This window comes from Streptomyces chengmaiensis (assembly GCF_029846775.1).
In the GTDB taxonomy this organism is placed as follows: domain Bacteria; phylum Actinomycetota; class Actinomycetes; order Streptomycetales; family Streptomycetaceae; genus Streptomyces; species Streptomyces chengmaiensis.
This window is the reverse complement of the sequence record NZ_JARWBG010000049.1, coordinates 13874-40384: the sequence shown is the minus strand read 5'-3', so window position 1 is coordinate 40384 and position 26511 is coordinate 13874. Positions and strand designations below refer to the sequence as shown.

Sequence of the window (26511 nt, the reverse complement as noted above, 5' to 3'; positions counted from 1 at the left end):
TCGGTGGGGAGGAGGGTCAGCCGAGCAGGGAGCGGCCGATGATCTCCTTCATGATCTCGGTGGTGCCGCCGTAGATGGTCTGGATGCGGCCGTCGACAAAGGCCCTGGCCACCGGGTACTCGTTCATATAGCCGTAGCCGCCGTGCAGTTGCAGACAGCGGTCGGCGACCCGCTTCTGCAGCTCGGTGGCCCACCACTTGGCCATCGAGGCGTGTACGGCGTCGAGCTCCCCGTTCGAGTGATCGACGATGCAGCGGTCGATGAACGCACGGGTGACGGCGCACTCGGTGGCCATCTCGGCGATCTCGAAGCGGGTGTGCTGGAGCCGGGCCAGTGGCCGTCCGAAGGCCTCGCGCTCCTTCACATACTGCGTGGTGATCTCCAGCAGATGCTCGGCGGCGGCGATGCCGGAGACCGCGATGGCCAGGCGCTCCTGCGCGAGGTTGGTCATCAGATGGGCGAAAGCGCCGTTCAGCTCGCCGAGCAGATTCTCCTTGGGCACCCGGACGTCGTGGAAGAACAGCTCAGCCGTGTCCTGCGCCTTCTGGCCGATCTTGTCGAGGTTGCGGCCGCGTTCGAAGCCCTCCGCGCCGCGCTCGACGACCAGCAGGGACAGCCCCTTGGCCCCGCCCTCGGGGGTGGTCTTCGCCACGACGACCACCAGGTCGGCGAGGATTCCGTTGGAGATGAAGGTCTTCGTCCCGTTCAGCACCCAGTGGTCGCCGCGGTCCTCGGCCGAGGTGCGGACGGCCTGGAGGTCGGAGCCCGCGCCCGGCTCCGTCATGGCGATCGCCGTGATGGTCTCGCCGCTGCAGAAGCCGGGCAGCCAGCGGCGTTTCTGCTCGTCGTCAGCGAGCGAGGTCAGATACGGGCCGATGATGTCGTTGTGGAGTCCCACGGCGAGGCCCGCGGCGCCGGCGCGCGTGAACTCCTCGGCCAGGACGGCGGCGAAACGGAAGTCGGGCTCCCCGCCGCCTCCGTACTCCTCCGGGACGGCGAGCCCGAGCAGCCCCTGCCGGCCGGCCGCACGCCACGCCTCCCGGCTGACGATGCCGTCCTTCTCCCACTGCGCGTAGTGCGGCAGCACCTCCTTGGTGAGGAAGGCGCGCACCGTGTCACGGAACGCGTCGTGCTCGGCGGCGAAGATCTGGCGCTTCAACTCGGGCCTCCCGGCTGTCGACTCTGCCTCCCGGCCGCGGGAGCGGCCGACGGCACGTTCCAGTCGCGGGCCACCTCGGCCGCGTCCGCGCCCGGCAGCGCGGGGCCGCGGCGTACGGAGACGGGCGTGGCGGCGAACCGCGGCGCGGGCGCGGGCTGGGTGATGCCGCCGTGCTCGACGAAGGTGGCGCGGGCGGCGAGATGGGGGTGGGCGGGGGCCTCCCGCAGCGACAGCACGGGAGCGACGCAGGCGTCCGAGTGCTCGAAGACCGCGGTCCACTCGTCCCGTGTCCGGGTCTTGAAGCAGGCGGCCACCGCGTCCCGCAGCTCGCCCCAGCGGGCGAAGTCCTTACGGGCCGGGACCTGCTCCTCAAGACCGAGCAGCTCGATGAACCGGTCGTAGAACCGCTGCTCCAGCGCGCCGACCGCCATGTACTGTCCGTCGGCCGTCTCGTAGACGCCGTAGAAGGGGCAGCCGCCGTCCAGCAGGTTCGCCCCGCGCCGGTCCTGCCAGCCGCCGGCCGCCATCATGCCGTGGATCATCGTGGCGAGATGGGCCGCGCCGTCGACGATGGCGGCGTCCACCACCTGGCCGGCGCCGCCTTCGGCGCGGGCGTGGTGGAGCGCTGCCAGCACGCCGATGACGAGGTAGAGGGAGCCCCCCGCGTAGTCCCCGACGAGGTTTGCGGGGACGGCGGGCGGCTCCCCGGCCTTGCCGATCATCCCGAGGGTGCCGGTGACGGCGATGTACGCGATGTCATGGCCGGCCCGCTGGGCGAGCGGCCCCTCCTGGCCCCAGCCGGTCATCCGCCCGTACACCAGCCGCGGATTGCGGGCCAGACAGGCGTCGGGGCCGACGCCGAGCCGCTCGGCGACGCCGGGCCGGTAGCCCTCGATCAGGATGTCGGCCCGCTCGACGAGGTCGAGGACCCGTCCCGGGCCGTCCTCGGCCTTGAGGTCGACCAGCACGGACCGCTTGTTGCGGTTGGTCAGGTCGTACGCGGGGTCGATGGCGAGCCCGGCGCCGCCGGGGCGGTCGACCCGCACGACGTCGGCGCCCAGGTCGGCGAGGAGCATGGCCGCGAAGGGGCCCGGGCCGATGCCCGCCAGCTCCACCACGCGCACCCCGGCCAGCGGACCCCCGGTCCCGGGCGTCTCCGCTGCTGTCGGCGTCTTTGCCGTCGACTCCGCCATCGCGCCCCCTGCGCTGTCCGGCCAGCTATGACACAACTGATGTAACACCAGTGATGGTAAGAACACGTTCCACCCGACACAAGGCCTGTGGGCATTGGTCCGGTCAGCGGGCGTCGAGCTCGGCGACGAGCTTCTTCGTCGCGATGGCGCGATAGCTCTCCTCCGCCCACTCGCAGAGCAGCTCGGCGGCCGGCGCGCCCTTCTCCGCCAGCGGGATCTGCACCCAGCCGGCCTTGCCCAGGCCGTACCCCGACGGCGTCGCGCCCGGCGACGTCAGGGCGTGCGCGTGCACGGCCTCGTCCGTGAGCTTGACGCCGACGCCGAGCGGGTGACTGCCGTCCCCGACCCCCAGAAAGACGAAAATCCTCTTGTTGACCTTGACGACCGTCTCGCCCCATGGATGGTCCTCGTACGCCCCCGGCAGCCCGAGGGCAAAGGCCAGCACCCGCTCCCGCTTCTTCAACGGACCCTTCGGCACGGCGGCCATCGTCCACCTCCCTGATCGCGCGGCTCTCGGTGACTCACGCTAGCCTCGGCTGCCGACAACGGCGCGGTGCGGCGAGGACGTCCAGGAGGGCGGCATGAACAGACGGGTCGGGGCAGAACGTGCGCACGACATCGTGCTCTACGGAGCCACGGGCTTCGTGGGCGAACTGACCGCGCGCCACCTCGCCGAGCACGGACCGAAGGACTGCCGGTGGGCGGTCGCCGGCCGCAGCCGGGAGAAGCTGGAGCGGCTCAGGGATCGGCTGACGGCCCTCAACCCGGACTGCGCGGACCTCCCGCTGCTCGTCGCCGACGCCGGCGACCCCGCGGCGCTCCGTGAACTCGCCGAATCAACGCATGTCGTGGCCACGACGGTGGGACCGTACCTCTGGTACGGCGAGCCGCTCGTCGCGGCCTGCGCCGAGGCCGGGACGGACTACGCCGATCTCACCGGCGAGTCGGAGTTCATCGATCTGATGTACGTACGGCACGACGCCCGGGCCCGGGAGAGCGGCGCACGGCTGGTCCATGCCTGCGGCTTCGACTCGGTGCCGCACGATCTCGGCGTCTACTTCACGGTGCAGCAGCTGCCGCAGGACGTCCCGCTGCGGGTGGACGGCTTCGTTCGCTCCAACGCCATGTTCTCCGGAGGCACGCTGGCCTCCGCGCTCACCGTCATGAGCCACGGCCGGCAGGTGCGGCGCGCCGCGCACGAGCGGCGGCTGCACGAGCCGCGGCTGGTGGACCGGCGGGCGCGCGCCCCGCTGTCCGCCCCCCGGTTCAGCCGGGAGACCGGCATGTGGGCGATGCCGCTGCCGACGGTCGATCCGCAGATCGTGACGCGCTCGGCCCGTGCGCTGCGCCGGTACGGCCCCGACTTCCGCTACCGCCACTACGCCGCGGTCAAGTGGCTGCCGGTGGCGCTCGGCGGCGCGGCGGCGATGGGCGCGGGCGTCGCGCTCGCCCAGCTGCCGACCGCGCGGCGCCGGCTGATGGACCGCTATCCCGCGGGAGAGGGCCCCGACGCCGAGCGCCGGGCGGCGAGCTGGTTCACGGTCCGCTTCGTCGGCGAGGGCGGCGGCCGCCGCGTCTTCACGGAGGTCGCCGGGGGCGACCCCGGCTACGGCGAAACGGCCAAGATGCTCGCCGAGTCGGCGCTGTGCCTCGCCCTGGACGACCTGCCGCCGACATCGGGCCAGGTCACGACGGCCGTGGCGATGGGCGACGCACTGCTGTCCCGGCTGCGGAAGGCGGGCCTGACATTCCGCGTCGCGGCCACGCGGTAGGCGGTAAGTGCCACGCGGTAAGCGTTAAGTCGTACGCGCCTGCCCGGGACTCGCCCCCGCGCTGCCCTGCCATGGCGCTGGCAGCAGGCTGCGGCGCAGTCCCCCCGCTCCAGCAGGCCGACAGGCCGGGTGTGACGCGCCGTCGTGGTCTCCGGCCCCGTACGGCCCTCTCCCGAACGGGGCAGGGGCCGGGTTCATGCGGCGGCGGCGCGCGCCGCGGCCAGGGCGGCGCGGCACAGGGTGTCCGCGCGGCGGGTGGACTCGGGGATGCGGAAACGGCGGGCGAGGTGCAGGGTGTGGGCGCAGGCCGCGTCGAGGGTGACGCGGTGGCCTGCCGAGACGAAGACCGGCTTCACTCCGTCGCGCGTGCGCAGGGCCCGGCCGACCTCCTCGCCGTCCTCGGCGAGCAGCGGTGCGCTGTCGCCGCGGCGAGGGCCGGGGGCGTCGTACGAGAAGACGAACGGGTTCTTCGCGACGCCCAGGGTCGGCAGTCCGGTCAGCACTCCCAGATGGCTCGCGAGCCCGAAGCGCCGTGGATGCGCCACGCCGTAGCCGTCGCAGACGACCAGGCCCGGCTCCCCGGAGAGCGAGGAAAGCGCGGCCAGCACCGCCGGGATCTCCCGGAACGCGAGCAGCCCCGGGATGTAGGGGAAGGCCACCCGGCCCACCGCAGTGGCCTCCTCGACCACGTCCAGACCCGCTGCGTCCAGGACGACGGCGGCCGCGGCGACGATGTCGCGCTCGTCGTCGTAGGCGACGTCCACCCCGGTCACCCGCCCCTCCCCCACCGGCGGGCCCGGCTCGTCCAGGATGACGCGGGCGCGCAGCCGGTCCTGGACGGCGAGGGCCGCGGCCTCGTCGGCGGGCCAGTCCGCGGGCGTTTCGATGATCCTCATGATGGCGTCAGCCTACGGCGGGCCCGCGCGGCGCCGCCGACCCCGGTCGATAGCCTGGCGATCATGTTCGTACTCGAATTGACCTACACCGCGCCCGTCGAGCGGGTCGACGAGCTCCTCGAAGCGCATCGGGAGTGGCTGGACACGTACTACGACGAGGGCGTCTTCATCGCCTCCGGCCGCAAGAACCCGCGCGACGGCGGGGTGATCCTCGCCGTCGGGGACGACCGCGGGCAGATCGAGAAGATCGCCGCGGCCGATCCCTTCGTCGTCGGCGAGGTGTGCGCGTACCGGATCACGGAGTTCCATGCGACGAAGACCGCACCCGCGCTCGCCGAGTACCGCGAGCAGATGCCGTAGCCGCAAGGCCGTTGCGGGTCCGGGGTGCGCATGGCGGATCTTTCTCCTGCCCCGCCCCTGCGCGCCCCTTCCCGGACCGCGGCTCCGCCCCAGACCCCGCGCCCCAGACCCCGCGCCTCAGACGCGGGGCGAGGCCGAGTTTCAGCTGAAGCGGCCTAGAACTCCAGACGGGCGACGCGCCCCCGTTCGCCCGAGGCCCAGCAGCCGAAGTCGGGGGTGCAGTCGACCGTGTCGTACGAGCCGGAGTCGACGGTCCGCCAGGTGCGGCCGCCGTCGACGGTGAGGTCGGTTCCCGTGGGACCGACGGCCAGCGCGGCTGTGCGGGAGTGCGGGAGCCAGGTGACGCCCGAGCGGTAGGCGGGGGGCGGGACGGCCGAGCGCACCCAGCTGCGGCCGCCGTCGCGGCTGACCGCGGACGCGTGCGGGGACTCCTGGTCGCCGCGGTAGTCGCCGCCGACCGCGAGGCCGTGGCCGCGGTCGCGGAAGGCGAGCGCGAAGACGCCGCGCGCCGGGTCGCCCGCCGGGATGGCCGTCTCGGCGGCCGTCCAGGTCAGGCCGCGGTCGGCGGAGTGCAGCACGCGCGCGGTCGCTCCGCCCCCGGTCGCCAGCCATACATCGCGGGGGCCGGAGCTGACCAGGCACTGACCGCTCGCGGCGAAGCCGGCCTCCCCCGGCTGGGCCGCGGGCATCCCGTCGCTCGGCAGGACCGTCCATGAGCGGCCGCCGTCGCGCGTGGACAGGATGCGGTATCTGCCGTCCACCGGGTCGCTCATCGCGAGTCCGTGCCGGCGGTCGAAGAAGGTCATGCAGTCGTAGAAGGCCCTGGAGTCGGCGTTGCGGAACGACTCCGTCCAGGTCGCGCCTCCGTCGTCGGTGCGCAGGATCCGGGAGGCGTCCCCCTCGCCGATGGCCAGCACAACGGCGCGCCGCCGGTCGAACGCCTCGACATCGCGGAACTCCAGGTCCTCCGCGTCCGGCGGGGAGACATCGCGCCAGCTGCGGCCGCCGTCGTCCGTGCGGAGCACGGTTCCCCGGGAGCCCGCCACCCAGGCGACGCCGCGGCTGACGGGAGCGAGGCCCCGGAACCGCGCATCCGTGCCGGTGTCCTTGAGCCGCCACCCCGGCTGCGCCGCCCGTTGCACCGCGGCCTGGGCGGGCGTGACGGCGAACACGACGGTCAGCATGGTCGTCAGCGCGGTGGCGAGCGCCACCGCACACAACCCCGGCGATAACGCCCGCCTCGCCGCCCCCTTGGACGTCCTGGGTGTCATGGGTGTCATGGGTGTCATGGGTGTCATGGCGCCGGAAGCTAGCCCAGGGCCGCGCGCCCGTCCAGAGCGCCGGAGCCCGGCAGGACCCGGGCGGATCAGGCCCCGCACACCGCCTCCAAGTGATACAGGTCACACTGTCCGCCGTGCACTGAATCGCTTCATCCGCCGTCTTCCCCAGCGTCAGCGAGACGTCAGCGAAGCACCGCAGCAAGGAGCACGGCCTTGTCCACCGTCATCGAGCAGGCCGCGCAGGCACGGATGGTCGCTTCGGCGCCCCGGATGGAAACCATTCCCGTCACGCTTCGCTATGACCGCGTCGACCCCTTCGCGGTCCGCATGGCCTTTCCGCCGCCCGCGACCCTCGAGGGCGCCGAAGTGTCCTGGGTGTTCTCCCGTGAGCTGCTGATGTCGGGGGTCGACGCCCCGGCCGGGGTCGGGGATGTGCGCGTACGCCCCTACGGCTACGACCGCACGGTGATCGAGTTCCATGCCCCGCAGGGCGTGGCAATCGTCCATATCCGCACCGGCGAACTGCGCCGCTTCCTCAGGCGCGCCCAGTCGCTGGTGCCGGTCGGCCGCGAGCATCTGCATCTCGACCTGGACCACGATCTGGCCGAGCTGATGCGCGATGCCGCCTGACCGCTTGACCACCTGACCACCTGACCACCTGACCACCTGACACCCGCCGGCGATTAAATGCGTTGACGCCGCAGGGTGTCCCTTCTACGGTCTGTACCGGTTCTGTCGCCGCCGATTGGAGAAGGACGTTGCTCGTCTGAGGTCTTGAGACACCGTGTGCCACAGCCGACACAAGGCTGTGCCGCGCATCGCGTGCGACCTCGGCGGACGAGCGGATGAACGTCCCTGCCACGGCGGTCCAAGGCGTTGAGGCGTCAGCCGTCATCAGCCGCATCCCCGCCGGGTTTTCCGGGTTTTCGGGGTTTTCCGCCTCTGTGGCCGACGCCCGGCCGGGCACGCGATCCGGTGTCTCCACCCGTTGCCCTCGCACCACCTTTTCTCGCAACCGGGGAGGCCCCTATGTCCACCTGTTCCGCTGCTCACTCTTCCGCGCATATCGTCTGCACCTCGCTCGGCTTCTCCTGGCCGGACGGCACCCTCGTCTTCGACGGCTTCCAGCTGGCGATCGGCCCGGGCAGAACCGGGATCGTCGGACTCAACGGGTGCGGCAAGTCGACGCTGCTGCGGCTGATCGCCGGTGAGCTGACCCCGTCCGAAGGCACGGTGCGCGCAGCCGGCCGGATCGGCTATCTGCCGCAGGACCTGACGCTCGACACCGCACTGCGCGTGGACGAGGCGCTGGGCATCGCCGGCAAGCGCGCCGCGCTCCACGCGATCGAGGGCGGAGACGCGCGTGAGGAGCACTTCACCGCGATCGGCGACGACTGGGACGTCGAGGAACGGGCGCGGGCCGCGCTGGACCAGCTGGGGCTCGGTCACATCGGTCTCGACCGGACGATCGGAGAGGTCTCCGGCGGGGAGGGCGTGCTGCTGCGGCTGGCCGCGCTGCTGCTGGCCCGGCCGGATGTGCTGCTGCTCGACGAACCCACCAACAACCTCGATCTGTATGCGCGGCGGCGGCTCTACGACGCGGTGGCCGGCTGGTCGGGGGCGATGGCAGTGGTCAGCCATGACCGCGAACTGCTGGAGCACGTCGACCAGATCGCCGATCTGCGCGACGGCGAGGTGGCCTGGTACGGCGGGAACTTCACCGCGTACGAGGAGGCCCTCGCGGCCGAGCAGGAGGCCGCCGAGCGGATGGTGCGGGTCGCGGAGGCCGACGTCCAGCGGCAAAGGCGCGAACTGGCCGACGCGCACGTCAAGTTGTCCCGCCGCAAGCGGTACGGCCAGAAGATGTACGAAACCAAACGCGAACCCAGGGCGGTGATGAAGGAGCGCAAGCGACAGGCCCAGGTGTCCGCGGGCAAGCACCGCATCATGCACACCGAGAAGCTCGCCGAGGCGAAGGAGCGGCTCGACGAGGCCGTGGAGGCGGTGCGCGAGGATGACGAGATCCGCATCGAACTGCCCGCGACCACGGTCCATCCGGGGCTCGGCGTACTCCGGCTCAGTGAGCTGACACTGCTCTACGGAGGCCGGGTGAAAGGCGAACTGGAGGTACGCGGCCCGGAGCGGATCGCGCTGCTCGGCCGGAACGGCGCGGGCAAGACGACCCTGCTACGCACCATCGCGGGCGAGCTCGCCCCGTCGGCGGGCGAGGCGCGGGCCGAGGTGCCGCTGCGTTTTCTGCCGCAGCGGCTCGACATCCTCGACGAAGGGTTGAGCGTGGCGCAGAACGTGGCGCGGTTCGCGCCGGACGCGGACAACAACCGCATCCGCGCACGCCTGGCGCGTTTTCTGTTCCGCGGGGCGCGCGCCGACCAGCTCGCCGGAACGCTGTCGGGCGGGGAGCGGTTCCGTGCCACGCTGGCCGCGCTCCTGCTGGCCGAGCCCGCGCCGCGGCTGCTGATGCTCGACGAGCCGACCAACAATCTGGACATGGCGAGCGTGCGGAAGCTCACGGCCGCCCTGGAGTCCTACGAAGGAGCGCTGATCGTGGCGAGTCATGACGTGCCGTTCCTGGAGTCGATCGGGATCACCCGGTGGCTGATGCTCGACGGGGAACTGCGCGATGCATCCCCCGACGAGGTGCAGGCGGCGTTCGGCTGACCGGAGCCCCTTGGCCGGGCCCGGGCATCGCGCAAGGGGCCCGGGCATCGCGCAAGGGCACGGGCATCCCGCCAAGGGAGGCCGCACCGGGCCCGGAGGCGGAACCGGGCCCGGGCGCCGGGCCGGGGGAGGCCGCGCCGGGCCCGGCGCGGGCTCGCGCCGGATGGGTCTTTACGCGCCCCGGGGGCAGCGGCTAAAGATGGGCGGCACTCCCAACCTCCGAGTACGACCTGGAGACCGCCGCCGTGCCCAGCAGGAAAGCCCTGATCCGCCGTCCGAGCCCGCGCCTCGCCGAGGGGCTGGTCACCCATATCGAACGCCATCCCGTCGACGCCGCGCTGGCGCTCGAACAGTGGGAGGGCTACGCGGCCGCACTGCGCGCGCACGGCTGGGAGACGGTCGAGGTCGACCCGGCCGACGACTGCCCGGACGGTGTGTTCGTCGAGGACACAGTGGTGATGTTCCGCAATGTCGCGCTGATCGCCCGGCCCGGGGCGCAGTCCCGACGCCCGGAGACGACGGCCGTGGAGCAGACTCTGGTCGAGCTGGGCTGCTCGGTGAACTGGGTGTGGGCTCCGGGCACCCTCGACGGCGGGGATGTGCTCAAGATCGGCAACACCGTCTACGTCGGCCGCGGCGGCAGGACGAACGCGGCCGGGGTCCAGCAGCTGAGGGCCGCGTTCGAGCCGCTGGGGGCGCGGGTGACCGCCGTGCCGGTGAGCAAGGTGCTGCACCTCAAGTCGGCCGTGACCGCGCTGCCCGACTCGACGGTCGTGGGCCATCCGCCGCTGGTCGACAACCCGTCCGCGTTCGAGCGCTTTCTGCCGGTTCCAGAGGAGTCGGGCGCACATGTGGTGCTCCTCGGCGGCGGAAAACTGCTGATGGCGGCGAGCGCGCCCAAGACCGCGGAGCTGTACGCGGATTTGGGATATGAGCCGGTTCCGGTCGACATCAGCGAGTTCGAGAAGCTCGAGGGCTGCGTGACCTGCCTCTCGGTGCGCCTGCGCCACCTGTACACATAACAGAACGTAACCGGATATCTCTCCTGGCGGGCTTGGACGAGGGCTTATCGCGTGCTTAACCTACGGTTTCGTAACCTACGACCTCGTAGGTAACGCCCCCGTAGGCAATGTATTCCTCCCGCCCCCAGGAGCCCTCGTGACGATCGCCTCTCCCCATCTCGGCAGCTCGGAAGCGTGGACCGACGCCAAGCTGCTGTACGCACTGGAAGAGGTGGTCGAAAAGGAGCTCAACCGCCATCTGAAGGTCGTACGGGACTGGATGCCCCACGAGTACGTGCCCTTCGGAGACGGCCGGAACTTCCCGGGGCTCTTCGAGGACGGCGAGGCATGGGAGCCCGGGCAGTCCAAGGTCAGCGAGGTGGGCCGAATCGCACTCGTGGTCAATCTGCTCACCGAGGACAACCTGCCGAGCTACCACCACGAGATCGCCACGCTCTTCGGCCGGGACGGCGCGTGGGGCACCTGGGTGCACCGCTGGACCGCGGAGGAGGGCAGACACGGCATCGTGATGCGCGACTATCTGCTGACCTCGCGCGCCGTGGACCCGGACAAGCTGGAGCAGTTCCGGATGGCCCATATGTCCGAGGGCTTCGAGTCCGACAACCGGCACTCGATGCTGCACTCGATCGCGTATGTCTCCCTCCAGGAACTGGCGACCCGCGTCTCGCACCGCAACACCGGACACCAGTCGGGCGACCCCGTCTGCGACCGGATGCTCGCACGGATCGCGATCGACGAGAACCTGCACATGATCTTCTACCGGAATCTGCTCAGCGCGGCCTTCGAGCTGGCACCGGACCTGACCATGCAGGCCGTGCGCGACGTCGTCGTCAACTTCCGAATGCCCGGGCACGGAATGCCCGGCTTCGAGCGGGCGGCCGCGCAGATGGCGATCGGCGAGATCTACAACCTGCGCATCCACCACGACGACGTGCTGCAGCCGGTGCTGCGCTATCTGAAGGTCATGGAGATCGGCGGTCTGGGGCCTGAGGGCCTCAAGGCGCAGGAGGAGCTCGGCTGCTACATGGGCGGGCTGAACACCGAGGCGACGAAGTTCGACGAGAAGCTGGCCGCCCGCAAGGCCCGGATGGCGGCCCGCGCGGCCGCCGGCTGACCCGGCCCCGGCGGGGCGATCGGGCCGTCAGGCGCCGGCCGCCCCGCGGTCGGCGCTGAGGATCACCTCACGGCGTGCCCGGATGACACCCGACGCCCGGCCCGCGACGACTCCCGCGGCGCGCACCCCGTCGAACTCCGGACTCGACGAGCGCCACGCGCGCCGACGGGTCCTCGCTCAGCCGGGGCGAGGACACAGCCCGCCGAACCCTCGCCGACCACGACGTGGTCGTACTCGTTCGCGCCCGACTCCGCCCCCGCATCGGTCGGTCAGCCCTTGCCCTGCTTGAGACGGTACCGCTCCTTCTCCGAGAGCCCGCCCCATACGCCGAACCTCTCGTCGTGGGCGAGGGCGTACTCCAGACAGGCCACCCGCCCTTCGCACGCCCCGCAGAGCTGCTTGGCCTCGCGGGTGGACGACCCGGGGGCGGGGAAGAAGAACTCCGGCCCGACCTGGGCGCACAGGGCGGTCTCCGGCCAGGACAGCTCGCGGCCGTCGGCGGTGTGCTCGGCAGTGGTGTTGATCGGCATGCGGACAGACTGCTCGGGGCCGATAAACGACCGATCAACGAACCATTGACGTGCGCGTCCGCCGGTCGCGCCGCCTTGACTGCGGGCGGTCCGGAACAGGCGGCTCAGTGGACGGAGAAGCCTCCGTCGACGTGGATGGCCTGCCCGGTGACATAGGCGGAGGCGCGGCTCGCCAGAAACACCGCCGCGCCCGCGAAGTCCCCGGCCAGGCCGTTGCGCCCCACCATGGTGCGGGCCGCCAGCGCCGCGACTCGTTCGGGGTCCGCCGACAGGTGTGCGTTGAGCGGCGTCGGCACGAACCCGGGCACGAGCGTGTTGCAGGTGACCCCGTACGGCGACCAGGCCTCCGCCTGCGAGCGGGCGAGCGACTCCAGCGCACCCTTGGAGACCCCGTATGCGCCGCTCCGCACGAAGGCCCGGTGCGCCTGCTGGGAGGTGATGTGGATGATCCGTCCGAAGCCGCGTTCGGCCATGCCGGGGCCGAACCGCTGCCCCAGGAGGTAGGGGGCTTCCAGATTGACCGCCATCGTGGCGTCCCACACGTCCTCGCCGAGGTCGTCCAGCGGCGGCCTGAGGTTGACGCCCGCGCAGTTGACGAGGATGTCGGGCTCCCCGAACGCCACGGCCGCCTCCTCGGCTGCGGCGCGCACACCGTCGCGGGTGCTCAGATCGGCGCTCACCCGGGCGGCCCGGCAGCCGTCGTCCGTCAACTCCCCGACGGCCGCAGCGAGCTCCGCCTCCCTGCGGGCGACGATCACGACGCCCGCGCCCGCCCGGGCCAGAGCTCCGGCGATGGCTCGTCCGATGCCGGAACTCCCGCCGGTGACGAGGGCGGTGCGGCCGTCGAGGGAGAAGAGGTCCGAGAGGTACGTCTGTGCATCCATGCCCGCACCTTAGGCGCGCCGGGCGGAGGCGCCGGACGGTGCGTCACCCGTGGTCGTGGGGGTCGTAGCCCGGGATCGTGCCGTCGGGCTTGGCGACCAGGAACAGTCCGGCCATCCCCATGTCGGAGTGGCTCTGCACATGGCAGTGGTACATCCAGGCCCCCGCTCCGACGCCTTCCCCCGCGATGATCTGGAAGCCGAAGGAGTCCGCCGGGCCGGTGATCTTGTTGTCGATGACGCGGCTGACGTCGTCGGGGCCTTCCAGGAGGCCGGTCCTGTTGTCCGCCCAGCGGTGACCGTGCATATGGAAGGTGTGGTAGAACTCGCCGTGCGTGATCATGACGATTTCGACGCGGTCGCCGATCACGGCACGGAACTCGGGAGGGTCGTCCGCGGGTCTGTTGTTGATCGTCATATCGTTGAAGACGACGGTGAACTGCTTGTCGGGCAGGATGTCGCCTTCCCTGCGCACGACCAGCGGGCCGTACAGACCCTTGCGTATGCCGCCGGTGCCGTGGTCGGTGCCCACCACATGGTCGTGGTAGTGCCAGTAGCCCGCGCTGCCGGGACGCCAGGTGCCGTCCTCGCGCCTGCCGGGTGCATGTGTGCGCCAGGTGTAGGTGCGGGCGCCGCCTGCGGGGACGTGGCTGCGGTTGAGCTTGGTGCCGTCGCTGGCGATGTCGTAGTCGACCCCGTGGGGGTGCAGGCTCGCCGGCACGTCCAGCAGATTCTCGAACTCGATGTGCAGGGTGTCGCCTTCGACCAGTTCGATGAGCGGCCCGGGGACGGTGGGCTCGCCCTTTCGGAGACCGTAGCCGAGCCGGCCGTCCGGCAGCTTCTGTGCATAGAGCTTCAGATGGCGCACCCGGCCGCCCGCCGGGGCCTTTCCGAGGGGGGCGGTTTCGGCCGTGTCGGCCGCCGAGGCGGAGGGGATGGATAACGATGTCACGCCGGCGGCCGCGGCCGCGCTTCCCGCGAGCAGCCGACGGTTGAAGCTCCGTCTGTCCATGTCGGAACACTCCACTCTCGTCCGGAGACTGACGAACACGACGATCACACCGTAATGAAATGATCTTTGTTTATCCACGCTCAGGACAAAGTTCATGCCATTGCGGTATTTCCTATTGGCGAACGGCAAGAAGGCGTCTAGTTTCAACGGCTGTCGTTGTGACCACAGAGGGGTGAGTGACCTTATGCAGCGCGCTCGCACCGTACGGCCCCAGCACCGCTTACGAAATCGTCTGGCCCTGACCCTCGGGGTCGGGGCACTGACTGCGTCCCTGTTCGCCGGAGGCGGTACGTCCGCCGCGGCCCAGCCACATCCGGAGCCGGATGCGACAACGTTGTCGCAACCCTCGCCGCCCGGCGGGGACGACGTCAGGGTGCTGGTCTTCCATGCCTCGGCGACCGAGGAGTCCCCCACCGTCGACGCCGGGATCGCCGCGATCGAGTCGATCGGACTGAGCGGCCCGGCCGCTGGGCGGTTCAGCACGGACGCCACCGACGACGCGTCCGTATTCACCGACGAGCGGAGTCTGGGCCGCTACAACGCGGTCGTCTTCCTCACCGGCGGCGGCGACGTCCTGGACCCGGAGCAGGAGCTGGGCCTGGAGGCCTATATGGAGGCCGGGGGCGGCTTTCTGGGCATCCACGAGGCCGCGCGCACAGAGCCGTACTCCGACTGGTTCACCGGGCTCATCGGCGCCCGGCCGACCGGCGCGCCGAGTACGGTGCAGCGTGCGGTCGTCGAGGTGGGCGACCGCCGCCATCCGGCCGCCGCCGCGCTGCCGCTCGAATGGAGGCGTCTGGACAGGTGGTTCAACTGGACGGACAACCCGTCCGGCGCCGTCCACACCGTGGCCCGGGTCAGAGAGAGCAGCTACACCCCGGCCGCGGGCCCGAACGGCTGGGACCACCCGGTGTCCTGGTGCCGCGACTACGACGGCGGACGCTCCTTCTACACCGCGATGGGCGGCACGCCCGCCGCCTTCGCGGAGACCGACTTCCGTGAGCACCTGCGCGGCGCGCTCGCCTGGACGACGCGCCTCGCACGCGCGGACTGCAAGGCGACTGTCGACGCCCACTACACGGCGACCCGGGTCACCAAGCCCAATCAGCCGGGCCGGCACGACCAGATCGGCGAGCCGCACGGCCTGGACATCGCCCCCGACGGGCGGGTGTTCTACATCGGGCGCGGCGGCGGAGACCCGGGCCGGCCGGTGGTCACCGACTGGGACGACCCGGACATCGGCAAGGGCCAGGGCGAGATCCATGTCTATGACCCGCGGACGCGGCAGGTCACCCTGGCGGGTTCGCTGACGGTCTTCGGCAACAAGGGCGGCGGCGGTGAGCTGATCAAGAACGAGGAGGGGCTCCTCGGGATCGCGCTCGACCCGGACTTCGCGGCCAACGGCTGGGTGTATCTGCACTACACCCCGCACTCGCGGATCGACCGCGACACCCATATGGCCGAGCGCCGCGTCTCCCGCCTCACCTTCGACCCGGCCGCCGGCCGACTCGACCCGGCCAGTGAGAAGGTGCTGCTGAAGTGGCCGGTGCAGATCCACAGCTGCTGCCACGCCGGCGGCGGGATGGCCTTCGACTCGCGGGGCAATCTCTACATCGCCACCGGGGACAACAACTCCTCCGGCTTCAGCGGCGGCTACTCCGGCAACAACCCGGAGCCGGCCTTCAAGGGCGTCGGGTTCGCCGACGCCCGCCGCACCGCGGGCAACACCAACAACCTCAACGGCAAGATCCTGCGCATCCACCCGGAAGACGACGGAACGTACACCCTGCCCCCGGGGAACCTGTTCACCGGCGAGGAGCCGGACGAGGGCGGCGGCAAGACCCGCGGCGAGATCTATGTGATGGGGGTGCGCAACCCCGCCCGCATCTTCGTCGACAAGACGACCGACGTACTCTACGCGGGCTGGGTCGGCCCGGACGCGGGCGCGCCGTCGACGACCTGGGGTCCGGCCAAGTACGACACCTTCGCCGCGATCACCAAGGCGGGCAACCACGGCTGGCCGTACTGCATGGGCAACAACCAGCCCTATCGGGACCGCAATCTGCCCGACCCCGGCAAGCCGCTCGGCTGGTACGACTGCGACGCGCCGAGGAACGAGTCCCCCCACAACGACGGACTGGTGCGGCTGCCGCCCGTCACACCGAACACCGTCTGGTACGCGCCCCAGGGCGGCGCGCCGGACTTCCCGCGCGACGCCGACGGCGTGCCCAGCTATCGGCTCCAGGACCAGAAACTGCTGCTGCCCTGGCTCAAGGGCGGCGCGCAGGCAGCCATGAACGGACCCGTGTACCGCTATGACGCGGACAGCGACTCGACGGTGAAGTGGCCCGCGTACTGGGACGGGAAGTGGTTCCTCGGCGACTTCTACGACGGCGGCCAGCCGCGTCATGCGGTGCTGACCGACCCCAGGACGGCCGGCGAGGGCGGGCTCCCGGTGCACGCCGAGACCCTGAAGAAGATCGTCCCGGTCGGTGAGGGCGGCATCCGCAACCTCATGGACTGGAAATTCGCACCGGACGGCTCGCTGTACGTCCTCGACTACGGCCGCGGGTTCTTCACCTCGCACTCGGCGTCGGCACTGTGGCGGATCACCTACACGGGCGGCGGGCCGACGCCTCCGGCCGATCACGTCGTACGCAAGGGGGCCCGGTGAAGCTCACGACGGCACGACGGCCGGCACGACGGCCGGCACGACGGCCGGGACGGCGGCCGGGACGACCACGGCGGACGGCGGGCTTCTGGGCGGCTCTCGTCTCCGCCTTCGCCATGGTCGTGGGCCTGATGTCCGCGGTCGCGTACGGCAAGGCCGACGAGGCGCGGGCCGCGCAGACGCTGATCTGGACCGCCGGCGATCCGATCGACCGCTATCTGTCCTTCCCCACGACGGCCACGGCGGGCCCCACGACCATCGTCTTCGAGAACAGCGCGGCGACCGGCAACACCACCGGCATGCCGCACACGCTCACCTTCGACGTCTCGGACCCCGAGTACAACGGCGACGTCTCCCTGAACATCCTGGCCAACCCGGGCGACGCCCAGGGGGGCAGGCACACGGCCGAGGTGACGCTCACTCCGGGTCGCTACCGCTACTACTGCACCATCCCGGGCCACGGCGCGATGCAGGGCGTTCTCACCGTCTCCGAGAACGGCGGCGAGGACACCGAGCCGCCCGTCACCTCCGCGAAGGTCGAGGGCGACCGCAACGCCGAGGGCGCATACGTCGGGCAGGCGACGGTCACCCTGACGGCGGCCGACGCCGGGTCGGGCGTGGAGCGGATCGAGTACGCGCTCGGCGCGGACGGCGACTGGCGGCCGTACGGCGATCCGCTGGTCGTCAGCGAGGTGGGGGCGCACCGGGTGCGCTACCGGGCCGTCGACCGGGCGGGCAACACGGCCCCGGAGCAGTCCGCGGAGTTCACGGTGGCCGCCCCGCCGACACACGACACCACGCCTCCCGACACCTCGGCGACGGTGAGCGGCGAGCAGAACGATCAGGGCGGGTATCTCGGGACGGCCACGGTCACCGTGACCGCCTCCGACACCGGCTCCGGAGTCAACGCGATCGAGTACGCGCTCGGCGCGGACGGCGACTGGCAGCCTTACACGGCGCCGGTGGCGGTCCACGAGGCCGGGGAGCACACGGTCCGCTACCGGGCGAGAGACAGGGCGGGCAACGCGTCCTCGCCGAAGGAGGTCGCCTTCACCGTGGTCACCCCGCCGACCCCGGACTCCACGCCGCCCACGACGTCGGCCGCCGTGAGCGGTCAGCGGAACTCGGACGGCGCGTACATCACGAGCGCCGCCGTGCGGCTGACGGCGTCCGACGACGACTCGGGGGTGGAGAGGACGGAGTACTCCCTCGACGGCGGCCCCTATCTCGCGTACACGGCGCCGGTCGTCGTCGACCGGGTCGGCTACCACGCGGTGCTGCACCGGGCGACCGACAAGGCGGGCAACACCTCCGAGGCCCGGAAGGTCTCCTTCACGGTCGCGGAGGGCGGGGGCGTGCCCGCGCCCCACTGCCCCGAGTACGACGAGCGGCTGACCGTCATCGTGGGCACGGTCGACTCGGGGGTGCCGAACCGGATGACCAACCGCCGCTGCACGGTCAACGAGCTGATCGAGGACGAGAAGGACTGGTCGTCGCACGCCCTTTTCCTCAAGCATGTCGACGCGGTGCTCGACGGGCTGCTCGCCGACGGGGTGATCGACCGGCGCGAGCACGGGACGGTCTACCGGGCGGCGGAGGACTCCGGCATCGGCAGGCCGGGGCAGCACACGGGCTACCGCGATCTCTTCGACGGCACGGCCTCGTCGTTCGCGAAGTGGCAGCATGTCGGGGGCGGTTCCTTCGCTCTGAACGACGACGGGTCGATGACCAGCGGCGTGACCGAGGGCGGTCTCGGGATGCTGTGGTTCCCGCAGCGCCAGTACGGGGACTTCTCCCTCAAGCTCCGGTGGCGCGATGACGCGGCGGGCGACGCCAACGCCAACAGCGGGGTGTTCGTGCGCTTTCCCTCGGTGCACGACCATCCGGAGGAGCCGCGCCCCGAGTGGGTCGCCATCAGGTACGGCCACGAGGTGCAGGTGCTCGACCGGCCGGACGGCGACATGTACAAGACGGGTTCGGTGTACGGGTTCGACCGGGTGGGGCTCGCGGGCGCCGGGGTGACGCCCAAGGGCACCTGGAACGACTACGAGATCCGGGTGACAGGCCAGCACTACGAGGTCTACCGAAACGGCGTTCTGGTCAATGAGTTCGACAACGACCGCGGTCAGGAGTTCTATCCGCCGCGCGCCGGCGATCCCGGCACGGACGGTCGGCGGTACGCGACGGGGTACATCGGCTTGCAGGTGCACGGCACGGCGGATGTGATCTCCTACCGCGACATCCGGATCAAGGAGCTGTGAGTGCGATGCGCCCGGGGGCTCCGCCCCCGGGCGCCGGACCTCCGGCCGTGTCCCCGAACTCCCCCGGCCGGGCCGGTACTCAGCCTCGCCTGGGGGCACCTCCGTGGGGGCGCCCCCGGACGGAGTCTGGGGGAGGTAGCTGGGGGAGTTTGAGGCGCGGGGTCCGGGGCTGAGCCCTGGGCGCTTTTGAGGCGCGGGGTCCGGGGCTGAGCCCTGGGCGTTTTTGAGGCGCGGGGTCCGGGGCTGAGCCCTGGGCGTTCAGGCGCCGTCGCGTCGGGCCCGGCTCGGCTGGACCCGCTTCGGCTCGCCCGGCATCTTGGGATGGTCCGGCGGGTACGGCAGATCGCCGAGGCCGTGCTCGGCCTCGTCGCGGCGGGCCAGCTCCAGCAGGCTCTCCAGGCTGAATCGGGTGTCGTCCATGTCCGCGTGGACGTCGCCCGCCTCGGCGTAGCGGACGGGCATCGTCGTGATGTCGAAGTCCTGCGGCGACGCGTCGTCGACCTCGTCCCAGCGCAGCGGCGCGGAGACGGGCGCATGGGGGCGGGGGCGCACCGAGTACGCGGAGGCGATGGTGCGGTCCCGCGCGGTCTGGTTGTAGTCGACGAAGATCCGTTGGCCGCGCTCCTCCTTCCACCACTTGATGGTCACCCGGTCGGGCATCCGGCGCTCGAGCTCCCGGCCGCAGGCGATCGCGGCGCGCCGCACCTGGGTGAAGGTCCAGCGGGGCTCGATGGGCACGAAGACATGGAGGCCGCGGCCGCCGGAGGTCTTGGGCCAGCCGCGCAGTCCGTGCTCGTCGAGGACGGCGCGGAGTTCGTGGGCTGCCCGGACGGCGTCCGCGTAGTCGGTGCCGGGCTGCGGGTCGAGGTCGAGGCGCAGCTCGTCGGGGTGCTCGGTGTCGTCGCGCCGTACGGGCCAGGGGTGGAAGGTGACGGCGCCGAGGTTGGCGGCCCAGACGACGGCCGCGGGCTCGGTCGGGCACATCTCGTCGGCGGAGCGGCCGCTGGGGAAGGTGATGTGCGCGGTGGGGATCCAGTCGGGGAGGTTTTTCGGGGCGCGCTTCTGGAAGAAGGACTCGCCGTTCACTCCCTCGGGGTAGCGCTCCAGGGTGGTGGGGCGGTTGCGCAGGGCCCGGGTGATCCCGTCGCCGACCGCGAGGTAGTAGCGGACCATGTCGAGCTTGGTGTAGCCGCGCTCGGGGAAGTAGACCTTGTCGGGGTTGGAGACGCGTACGGTCCGCTCCCCCACCTCCAGTTCCACGGCTCCGGCCATGTGCGTCAGCGTATGCCGTGCCGATATTTATTGCATATCAGACAATCCATCTATGGATCTGCCCGTGATGCCCCCGGTCAAGCCGATGCTGGCCAAGTCCGTGAAGAAGATCCCGCCCGGCATGCAGTACGAGGCGAAATGGGACGGCTTCCGGGCGATCGTCCACCGGGACGGGGACGAGATCGTGCTCGGCTCCCGCACCGGGAAGCCGCTCACCCGCTACTTTCCCGAGCTGGCCGCCGTCCTGGCGGAGCAGTTGCCGCCGCGCTGCGTGGTGGACGGCGAGATCGTGATCGTGCACGGCGGGCGGCTGGACTTCGACCGGCTCACCGAACGCATCCATCCGGCGGATTCCAGGGTGCGGATGCTCGCCGAGCGGACCCCGGCGAGCTTCGTCGCCTTCGATCTGCTCGCGCTGGGCGACGAGTCCCTGCTCGACGCCCCGCTGGCAGAGCGCCGGGCCAGGCTGACGGCGATGCTGGCCCAGGCGCGGCCGCCGGTCCATCTGGCGCCCGCGACGAGGGACGAGTCCGTGGCGGCCCGGTGGTTCGAGCAGTACGAGGGGGCGGGCCTGGACGGGATCGTGGCCAAGCCGCTGGATCTTCGTTACCGGCCGGACGCCCGGCTGATGTTCAAGGTCAAGCATGAGCGGACCGCGGACGCGGTCGTGGCCGGCTACCGGTGGCACAAGAGCGGTCCGGTGGTCGGCTCGCTGCTCCTCGGGCTGTACGACGACCGGGGCACGCTCCAGCACGTCGGCGTCTGCGCGGCGTTCTCCATGAAACGGCGCGAGGAGCTGGCAGCCGAGCTGGAACCGCTGCGGATGGCGGACGCGTCGGAGCATCCCTGGGCCGCGTGGGCCAGGGAGAGCGCGCATGAGACCGCGCGGCTGCCGGGTGCGCCGAGCCGCTGGTCGGGCAAGAAGGATCTGTCATGGGTGGCGCTGAGGCCGGAGCGGGTGGCCGAGGTGGCCTATGACCACATGGAGGGCGACCGGTTCCGGCATACGGCCCAGTTCCGACGCTGGCGGCCGGACCGTACGCCGGAGAGCTGCACCTATGCGCAGCTCGAGGAGCCGGTCGGCTATGACCTCGCCGAGGTGCTGTCGGCTCCCTGAATCGCCGCCCCGGGTTCCCGACGCGCCTTCCCGGGCCGGCCGGCTGCTCAGGCGCCGGTGATGGTGGGGTGCTGCCCGTCCGCGTCCAGGACGTAGGAGCCGGTGAAGGTCGGGTGGTCGCCGTCCTCCACCAGGGCGATACAGCCCGGCGTGGCGTTCGAGACGGTGAGCAGACGGGTGTCGTCGTTGGAGATGCTCAGCGTGCCGGTGGCGTTGTCGTATGTCACCGCGACCTCGCCCGTGACATCGAAGTCGCAGGTGACGATGGAGAGATGGGCGCTGATCCCCTCGATGAACCCGGTGGTCACACCGGTCTCAGCCTGGTGTGTCACCGCCTGGACGCGCCAGGCGGGGTCGGTGTCGGCGATCGGGGTCACGGAGCCCACGGGGCTGGCGCAGGGCTGGGACTCGGCGCCGAAGCTCGCCTCCGCGATGTCGCCGACGTGGGCCGGGTTGCCGGTGGCGTCGAAGAGCTCTCCGGCGGCTGCGGCCGTGGGGCAGGTGACCTGGAAGCCGTTGACGGACAGCACGGTGTCCGCGGACAGGGCGGTGAAGGCGGCGGGAGAGGCGGGGCCGACAGTCCACTCGGACGGCGCCGCGGAGGCGGGGGCGGCGGCGAGGGCGAGGGCGGCGGTCGCGGCCGCGGTGACGGCGGCGAGCGCTCCTAACGGCTGCTTTCGGGACGTATCCACGGGACGTTCCTCCGATGGGTCGGAATGGTTTCGCGACGCGAGCGGCTCAGGACGCCGCGGTGTTCCGGTTCACATGCGCACCGTGACGATCCGTGACGTTACTTGCGGGAAACTTAGCTGCACAATGCCGCTGGTCAAGATTTTCCGAGGTGCGGAATTTCCTGGCACCAGCCGAGCGAATCTTTCGGCCGCTTTGTCAGACCGTGCGCAATCCGGGTGCTCGGCGACGGAACAACCGTGTCCGGATGCACTCCCTCACGCCCTGCCCCGCCCTCCCGACCGGTGTGCACTGGTATGGACTTGGTCTATGTTCGGCAGCCGATGCCGCCCCCGCCTGCCGCCCCGGGGAGAGACCCCCATGCCCAAAGACACGCTCGGCCCGCTGCCCCCGGAGTTCGCCGCTCTCATCCGCCCGGAACTGCCCGGTCTGATCAAGGAGATCGGGATCGAGGTCGTCCACGCCTACCCCGAGTACGCCCGGCTGCTCGACGCCCCCTACGGCCACGGCATCCGCGTCGGCGTCGAGCAGTCCATCTCCGCCTTCGTCGACCGGGTGGCCGAGCCCTCGGCGCCCTCCGCCCTGCGGGACGAGATGTGCCGGAGGTTCGGCAGGTTCGAGGCGTACGAAGGCCGCAGCATGGAATCACTCCAGGGCGCCTACCGGCTCGGGGCGCGCATCGCGCTGCGCCGGGCGAAGAAGGTGGGCCGCAGGCACCATCTCTCCCCCACGACGATGCTGAGCTTCGCGGACGCCCTGTTCGCCTATGTCGAGGAGCTGGAGGCGCTCTCCCGCGAGGGCTATCTGGAGGTGCGGGCACGGTCCGGGGAGCAGTCGGAGGTGCTGCGCCGGCGGCTGCTGCATCTGCTGCTCGCGGGTCGGCCGACGCCCGGGACGGCGGTCGCGGAGCTGGCGGAGCAGGCCGCCTGGCCGCTGCCAGTCCAGGTGACCCTGGTCGCGCTGCGCGCACCGGCCGAGCTGGAGCGGTCCGATCTGGACAACGATGTCCTCACCGATCTCGGCGACCCCCGGCCCCATCTGCTGATCCCCGGCCCCCTCACCCCCGGCCGACGGCGCATGCTGGACACCGCGCTGTTCGGCGCCCGCGCCGCCGTCGGCCTGACCGTCGCGACCGCCGAGGCCCGCCACTCGCTGCGCTGGGCGCGCCGCACGCTGGAGCTCGTCGACGCGGGCGTCATCGAGGCGGGCCCGCTGGCGCAGGCCGCGGACCATCTCGTACCGCTGTGGCTGCACTCAGACCCGGCCCTGCTCGACCGGCTGACCGAGCGGGAGCTGGCCCCGATCGCCGGGCTGACGCCGGCGCGCCGGGGCCGGCTCGTGGAGACCCTGCGGGTCTGGCTGGACACCCGCGGCACGGCCGTGCGGATGGGCGAGCTGCTCGCCGTCCACCCGCAGACGGTGCGCTACCGGATGCGCAGCCTGGAGTCCCTCTTCGGCGACCAACTGGCGGACCCGGAGCGGCGGTTCGCCATGGAGGCGGCCTTGCGGGCCACCCACCGGCGGTGACGGGACGCCACTGTGCGTCGTCGCCGCGGCGCCGGACCACGATCGATTGGGGTGCGGGGCCCGGGGTCGCGTATGGTGGGCCGACGGCGCTGCCCGGCTGTGGGGGTGCAGCGAGCCCGGTTGTGCGCCGTCTCCTGTACGAGCCGTTCCCCTGATCACTTCGGGGCGGATGTGTTCGGCGAGGCCGGCGGCCGGTACCGCCCGGAGCCGGCCGCAGCAGAGCGAGACCCCGAAGGACTTCATGTGACCGCGTCGCCCCTCGTACCCGTGCCGATCCCCGATCGCGTCGCAGCGATGATTGGGGCCTGCATGCCGATCCACGTCCTGCAGGCCGAGGTGGACGCGGAGTGCGCCGCGCGTGAGGTGCACCGGCTGCGCGACCCTCTGTCCGGCGAGTCCCGGGCCGCCCGCGAGCACGCCCTGTCGGCCCTGGCCTCCGCCAACAAGGTCCTCGCCGCCTACAACCCGGGCCTGACGGTCCGGCCGCGGCGCTCCGGCGGCGCTCCGTACGGGGTGTGACCCCCCGGGGCGGAACCCCTTCTACACCCCCGCAGCCGACCGGAAGGCACGGCGGCAGGCGTGCGGGCTGGTGCCGACCCCTGTGGGCCACGGTCACCGTGCTGATGATCGTCCGCCCGGGTTCCACGACCGGGGCCTGACGGCGGTCAGCCGGCGTCGTCCGCGGGGTTGAGGAAGACTCCGTCCACGTACACCCAGGACCCTTCGTGGCGCTCGAAGGAGCTGCGCTCGTGCAGCGCGCCCCGCTTGCCGTGGCGCCGGAAGCGGGCGCGGAAGGTCACGGTCCCGGTGGTGTGGAAGGCGGTGCCGTCCTCGGTGTCCTCGATCTCCAGGCCGGTCCAGTGGATGCCGGGGTCGAGCTCCAGCCGCTCGGGCCTGGTGCGCGGGTGCCAGGTGCGCAGCAGATACGCCGCGTCGCGGACGACGAAGGCGCTGTAGCGGGAGCGCATCAGCGTCTCGGCGGTCGGGGCGGCCGACTCGCCAGAGTGGAATCGTCCGCAGCATTTCCCGTACGGCTCCGGCAGTCCGCAGGGGCAGGGCGATTCGGCGGTGAGCTCCGGGGTGCGGGTTCGTCCGGGGCGGAGGCGGCTGCGTCGAGACATGCCTCCATTTTCCGCCATTGAGCACGGGGGCCCGCGTGTGCCTTCCGAGGCGCTCGGGTCCTCCGTATGCTCCTGCGTCGAGCACTGCGTTACCACCGGTAAAGAGGTGTCATGGCCATGTCGCTCGCCATGTCACTCTACGCGCGCATGGGGAGGCCACGGGTGGGCAGTACACGACGCACCTTCATGGCGGGGACCGCGGCGGCAGGCGGCACGGCGGCGCTCGGAACGGCGGGCGCCGGCACGGCTCGGGCGAGGGAGCGGAGGCCGCCCCAAAGGGCCGGCCGCCCGTCGGCAGCCGTGCTCGGCGGCGGGGTCGCAGGGCTGACCGCCGCCCACGAACTCGCCGAGCGGGGCTTCCACGTCACCGTGTACGAGCGGCGGGCACTGGGCGGCAAGGCCCGCAGCATGGACGTCCCCGGCAGCGCGAAGGGCGGCCGCCGGCCGCTGCCCGCCGAGCACGGCTTCCGCTTCATCCCCGGCATCTACCACAACCTGCCGGACACGATGCGGCGCATTCCCTTCCCCGGCAACGCCCGCGGCGTGTGGGACAACCTGGTCGCACCCGGCGAGATGATGTTCGCCCGGACGGGCGGCCGCGAGGACATCCGGCTGCCGATCCCCTACCCCGGCCACCGGCCCGAGGAGCTGACCCCCGAGGAGCTCCGCCGTGCCCTGACGGCGGCCCTCGACACCGCCTTCCGCCTCCCCTTCCATGAGACGGCGTATTTCGTCAACCGTGCTCTGGTCTTCCTCACCAGCTGCGACGAGCGCCGCAACGGGCCCTGGGAGCGCACACCCTGGTGGGACTTCACCCGCGCCGCAGAGATGTCGTACGACTACCAGCGCATCCTCGCGGTCGGCATCACCCGCAACATCGTGGCCACCAAGGCCGAGGAAGCCAGCACCCGCACGGTCGGCGCCCTCGGCGAGGCCTTTGTCTTCAACGCCCTGGGCCGCGGTGCGGACGGCCCGCCCGACCGGCTGCTGAACGCGCCCACCAACGAGGCGTGGCTCGACCCGTGGGCCGCACATCTGCGCTCGCTCGGCGTGGAGTTCAGGATCGGCTGGACGGTGCGGGAGGTGCTGTACGGGGACGGGCGGGTGACCGGCGTCGCGGTCGACGACCCCGGCGGCGTGCGCCGTACCGTCACCGCCGACCACTACGTCTCGGCGATGCCCGTGGAGCACGCCCGGCGCACCTGGGGCGCGGCTCTTCGGGCGGCCGACCCCCAGCTGGGCCGCTGCGACCTGCTGCAGACGGACTGGATGACGGGCATCCAGTTCTATCTCACCGAGCCGCCGCCGACCGTGCGCGGCCACTTCAACTGCATCGACTCCCCCTGGTCGCTGACCGCGATCGCCCAGGCCCGGCACTGGCCCGGCCGGGCCTTCGCGGCGGACTACGGCGACGGCACGGTCGTGGACTGCCTGTCGGTGGACATCTCGGAGTGGGACAGGCCGGGCATCCTGTACGGCAGGACGGCCAAGCAGTGCACCCGCACCGAGGTCGCCCGCGAGGTGTGGGCACAGCTCAAGGCCTCCGTCAACGACACCGGAAAAGCGGTGCTCAAGGACAGTGCGCTGCACTCGTGGCATCTCGACCCGGGCGTGGACGGCCTGGGGACACCGAACCCGGTCAACGAGGACGAGCTGCTCATCCATCCGGTCGGCACCTTCCACAACCGGCCGTCGGCCGGGACCCGCATTCCCAACTTCTATCTGTCCGGGGACTTCGTCGCCGTCGACATCGATCTGGCGACCATGGAGGGAGCCAACGCCTCCGCGCGCCAAGCGGTCAACGCGCTGCTGGAGCGGACCGAATCGCCGGCCGAACGCTGCACGGTCACACCGCTGTACCGTCCGCGGGAGCTGGAAGCCGTCAAGCGGCACGACCGCCTCCGCTACCGGTTGGGGCTGCGCAATATCTTCGACCTGGGATGACGGCCTGCTG

23 protein-coding genes are annotated in these 26511 nt (G+C 71.5%); 12 read left to right on the top strand and 11 right to left on the bottom strand.

Translation table 11 applies throughout. The features are described from left to right. Positions 1–16 precede the first annotated feature (16 nt). From QCN29_RS29510 to QCN29_RS29500, 3 genes are all read right to left on the bottom strand, one after another. Positions 17–1159, bottom strand: a complete 1143-nt coding sequence (locus QCN29_RS29510; RefSeq protein WP_279932000.1) for an acyl-CoA dehydrogenase family protein — start codon at positions 1157–1159, stop codon at positions 17–19. Then, entirely contained in the window at positions 1156–2352 is a 1197-nt protein-coding gene (locus QCN29_RS29505) for a CaiB/BaiF CoA transferase family protein (protein ID WP_279931998.1), read from the bottom strand. Before QCN29_RS29505 ends, QCN29_RS29510 begins: the two co-directional genes overlap by 4 nt. 103 nt (positions 2353–2455) lie before the next feature. After that, on the bottom strand, positions 2456–2839 hold the full coding sequence (locus QCN29_RS29500) for an MmcQ/YjbR family DNA-binding protein (protein WP_279931996.1): 384 nt from the start codon (positions 2837–2839) through the stop codon (positions 2456–2458). Between the two features lie 94 nt (positions 2840–2933). Here QCN29_RS29500 and QCN29_RS29495 point away from each other — a divergent pair, with 94 nt between their 5' ends. Continuing rightward, positions 2934–4124, top strand: coding sequence for a saccharopine dehydrogenase family protein (locus tag QCN29_RS29495; RefSeq protein ID WP_279931994.1), 1191 nt, complete (start codon positions 2934–2936; stop codon positions 4122–4124). Positions 4125–4318: 194 nt separating this feature from the next. On the opposite strand, the gene QCN29_RS29490 is transcribed toward QCN29_RS29495, so the two are convergent. Further along, positions 4319–5020 carry an endonuclease V gene (locus tag QCN29_RS29490; protein ID WP_279931992.1) on the bottom strand — a complete coding sequence of 234 codons (702 nt, stop codon included), beginning with the start codon at positions 5018–5020 and terminating at the stop codon, positions 4319–4321. Positions 5021–5083: 63 nt separating this feature from the next. Between QCN29_RS29490 and QCN29_RS29485 the strand changes: the two genes are divergently transcribed. Beyond that, positions 5084–5380, top strand: a complete 297-nt coding sequence (locus QCN29_RS29485; protein ID WP_279931990.1) for a YciI family protein — start codon at positions 5084–5086, stop codon at positions 5378–5380. Between the two features lie 155 nt (positions 5381–5535). Here the strand turns inward: QCN29_RS29485 and QCN29_RS29480 are convergent, their stop codons facing one another. Further along, positions 5536–6564, bottom strand: a complete 1029-nt coding sequence (locus QCN29_RS29480; RefSeq protein WP_279932016.1) for a WD40/YVTN/BNR-like repeat-containing protein — start codon at positions 6562–6564, stop codon at positions 5536–5538. A 309-nt stretch (positions 6565–6873) separates the two neighbouring features. On the opposite strand from QCN29_RS29480, the gene QCN29_RS29475 reads away from it, so the two are divergent. The 4 genes from QCN29_RS29475 (at position 6874) to QCN29_RS29460 (ending at position 11475) form a co-directional block, all read left to right on the top strand. Next, the gene (locus QCN29_RS29475) at positions 6874–7290 is read left to right on the top strand and encodes a spore wall synthesis regulator SsgD (protein WP_240137162.1); all 417 of its coding nucleotides are present in this window, start codon (positions 6874–6876) and stop codon (positions 7288–7290) included. A gap of 399 nt (positions 7291–7689) precedes the next feature. After that, positions 7690–9339: an ABC-F family ATP-binding cassette domain-containing protein gene (locus tag QCN29_RS29470; protein ID WP_279931988.1), complete on the top strand. Its 1650-nt coding sequence runs from the start codon at positions 7690–7692 to the stop codon at positions 9337–9339. Positions 9340–9584: 245 nt separating this feature from the next. Beyond that, positions 9585–10361 (top strand): dimethylargininase, encoded by a 777-nt coding sequence (gene ddaH / locus QCN29_RS29465; protein WP_279931987.1) that lies wholly within the window; start codon positions 9585–9587, stop codon positions 10359–10361. Positions 10362–10497: 136 nt separating this feature from the next. Further along, positions 10498–11475 (top strand): acyl-ACP desaturase, encoded by a 978-nt coding sequence (locus tag QCN29_RS29460; protein WP_279931986.1) that lies wholly within the window; start codon positions 10498–10500, stop codon positions 11473–11475. 269 nt (positions 11476–11744) lie between these two features. Here the strand turns inward: QCN29_RS29460 and QCN29_RS29455 are convergent, their stop codons facing one another. The 3 genes from QCN29_RS29455 to QCN29_RS29445 all read right to left on the bottom strand — a co-directional run bounded on the left by QCN29_RS29455 (position 11745) and on the right by QCN29_RS29445 (position 13898). Next, entirely contained in the window at positions 11745–12005 is a 261-nt protein-coding gene (locus tag QCN29_RS29455; protein ID WP_279931984.1) for a WhiB family transcriptional regulator, read from the bottom strand. Positions 12006–12109: 104 nt separating this feature from the next. After that, a complete protein-coding gene (locus QCN29_RS29450) occupies positions 12110–12889 on the bottom strand; it encodes an SDR family NAD(P)-dependent oxidoreductase (protein WP_279931982.1) in 780 nt (259 codons plus the stop codon). A 43-nt stretch (positions 12890–12932) separates the two neighbouring features. Further along, positions 12933–13898, bottom strand: a complete 966-nt coding sequence (locus QCN29_RS29445) for a multicopper oxidase domain-containing protein (RefSeq protein WP_279931981.1) — start codon at positions 13896–13898, stop codon at positions 12933–12935. Positions 13899–14082: 184 nt separating this feature from the next. Between QCN29_RS29445 and QCN29_RS29440 the strand changes: the two genes are divergently transcribed. Both QCN29_RS29440 and QCN29_RS29435 read left to right on the top strand, forming a co-directional pair. Further along, complete coding sequence (locus QCN29_RS29440) at positions 14083–16572, top strand: ThuA domain-containing protein (protein ID WP_279932015.1); 2490 nt, start codon at positions 14083–14085, stop codon at positions 16570–16572. 113 nt (positions 16573–16685) lie between these two features. Further along, positions 16686–18830 carry an OmpL47-type beta-barrel domain-containing protein gene (locus QCN29_RS29435; RefSeq protein WP_279932013.1) on the top strand — a complete coding sequence of 715 codons (2145 nt, stop codon included), beginning with the start codon at positions 16686–16688 and terminating at the stop codon, positions 18828–18830. Positions 18831–19088: 258 nt separating this feature from the next. Here QCN29_RS29435 and ligD read toward each other — a convergent pair whose 3' ends face one another. Then, the gene (gene ligD / locus QCN29_RS29430) at positions 19089–20102 is read right to left on the bottom strand and encodes a non-homologous end-joining DNA ligase (RefSeq protein WP_279931979.1); all 1014 of its coding nucleotides are present in this window, start codon (positions 20100–20102) and stop codon (positions 19089–19091) included. A gap of 52 nt (positions 20103–20154) precedes the next feature. On the opposite strand from ligD, the gene QCN29_RS29425 reads away from it, so the two are divergent. Further along, on the top strand, positions 20155–21219 hold the full coding sequence (locus QCN29_RS29425) for an ATP-dependent DNA ligase (protein ID WP_279931977.1): 1065 nt from the start codon (positions 20155–20157) through the stop codon (positions 21217–21219). A gap of 47 nt (positions 21220–21266) precedes the next feature. Here QCN29_RS29425 and QCN29_RS29420 read toward each other — a convergent pair whose 3' ends face one another. Continuing rightward, positions 21267–21911, bottom strand: a complete 645-nt coding sequence (locus tag QCN29_RS29420; protein ID WP_279931975.1) for a hypothetical protein — start codon at positions 21909–21911, stop codon at positions 21267–21269. A 358-nt stretch (positions 21912–22269) separates the two neighbouring features. On the opposite strand from QCN29_RS29420, the gene QCN29_RS29415 reads away from it, so the two are divergent. Next, complete coding sequence (locus QCN29_RS29415) at positions 22270–23436, top strand: helix-turn-helix domain-containing protein (RefSeq protein ID WP_279931974.1); 1167 nt, start codon at positions 22270–22272, stop codon at positions 23434–23436. A gap of 243 nt (positions 23437–23679) precedes the next feature. Next, positions 23680–23955, top strand: a complete 276-nt coding sequence (locus QCN29_RS29410; RefSeq protein ID WP_279931973.1) for a hypothetical protein — start codon at positions 23680–23682, stop codon at positions 23953–23955. Between the two features lie 146 nt (positions 23956–24101). Here the strand turns inward: QCN29_RS29410 and QCN29_RS29405 are convergent, their stop codons facing one another. Beyond that, positions 24102–24557 (bottom strand): YchJ family protein, encoded by a 456-nt coding sequence (locus QCN29_RS29405; protein ID WP_279931972.1) that lies wholly within the window; start codon positions 24555–24557, stop codon positions 24102–24104. Positions 24558–24743: 186 nt separating this feature from the next. Between QCN29_RS29405 and QCN29_RS29400 the strand changes: the two genes are divergently transcribed. Next, entirely contained in the window at positions 24744–26501 is a 1758-nt protein-coding gene (locus tag QCN29_RS29400) for a hydroxysqualene dehydroxylase (RefSeq protein WP_398860215.1), read from the top strand. The last annotated feature ends 10 nt before the right edge of the window (positions 26502–26511 follow it).

Excerpts from the sequence above, each read along its gene's own strand:
- QCN29_RS29445 (WP_279931981.1), bottom strand. The coding sequence starts at position 13,898 with ATGGACAGACGGAGCTTCAACCGTCGGCTGCTCGCGGGAAGCGCGGCC.
- QCN29_RS29455 (WP_279931984.1), bottom strand. The coding sequence starts at position 12,005 with ATGCCGATCAACACCACTGCCGAGCACACCGCCGACGGCCGCGAGCTG.
- QCN29_RS29485 (WP_279931990.1), top strand. The coding sequence starts at position 5,084 with ATGTTCGTACTCGAATTGACCTACACCGCGCCCGTCGAGCGGGTCGAC.
- QCN29_RS29500 (WP_279931996.1), bottom strand. The coding sequence starts at position 2,839 with ATGGCCGCCGTGCCGAAGGGTCCGTTGAAGAAGCGGGAGCGGGTGCTG.
- QCN29_RS29435 (WP_279932013.1), top strand. The coding sequence starts at position 16,686 with ATGGTCGTGGGCCTGATGTCCGCGGTCGCGTACGGCAAGGCCGACGAG.
- QCN29_RS29425 (WP_279931977.1), top strand. The coding sequence starts at position 20,155 with ATGGATCTGCCCGTGATGCCCCCGGTCAAGCCGATGCTGGCCAAGTCC.
- QCN29_RS29440 (WP_279932015.1), top strand. The coding sequence starts at position 14,083 with ATGCAGCGCGCTCGCACCGTACGGCCCCAGCACCGCTTACGAAATCGT.
- QCN29_RS29490 (WP_279931992.1), bottom strand. The coding sequence starts at position 5,020 with ATGAGGATCATCGAAACGCCCGCGGACTGGCCCGCCGACGAGGCCGCG.
- ligD (WP_279931979.1), bottom strand. The coding sequence starts at position 20,102 with ATGGCCGGAGCCGTGGAACTGGAGGTGGGGGAGCGGACCGTACGCGTC.
- QCN29_RS29415 (WP_279931974.1), top strand. The coding sequence starts at position 22,270 with ATGCCCAAAGACACGCTCGGCCCGCTGCCCCCGGAGTTCGCCGCTCTC.
- QCN29_RS29405 (WP_279931972.1), bottom strand. The coding sequence starts at position 24,557 with ATGTCTCGACGCAGCCGCCTCCGCCCCGGACGAACCCGCACCCCGGAG.
- QCN29_RS29505 (WP_279931998.1), bottom strand. The coding sequence starts at position 2,352 with ATGGCGGAGTCGACGGCAAAGACGCCGACAGCAGCGGAGACGCCCGGG.
- QCN29_RS29480 (WP_279932016.1), bottom strand. The coding sequence starts at position 6,564 with ATGCTGACCGTCGTGTTCGCCGTCACGCCCGCCCAGGCCGCGGTGCAA.
- QCN29_RS29470 (WP_279931988.1), top strand. The coding sequence starts at position 7,690 with ATGTCCACCTGTTCCGCTGCTCACTCTTCCGCGCATATCGTCTGCACC.
- QCN29_RS29495 (WP_279931994.1), top strand. The coding sequence starts at position 2,934 with ATGAACAGACGGGTCGGGGCAGAACGTGCGCACGACATCGTGCTCTAC.
- QCN29_RS29450 (WP_279931982.1), bottom strand. The coding sequence starts at position 12,889 with ATGGATGCACAGACGTACCTCTCGGACCTCTTCTCCCTCGACGGCCGC.
- QCN29_RS29400 (WP_398860215.1), top strand. The coding sequence starts at position 24,744 with ATGGCGGGGACCGCGGCGGCAGGCGGCACGGCGGCGCTCGGAACGGCG.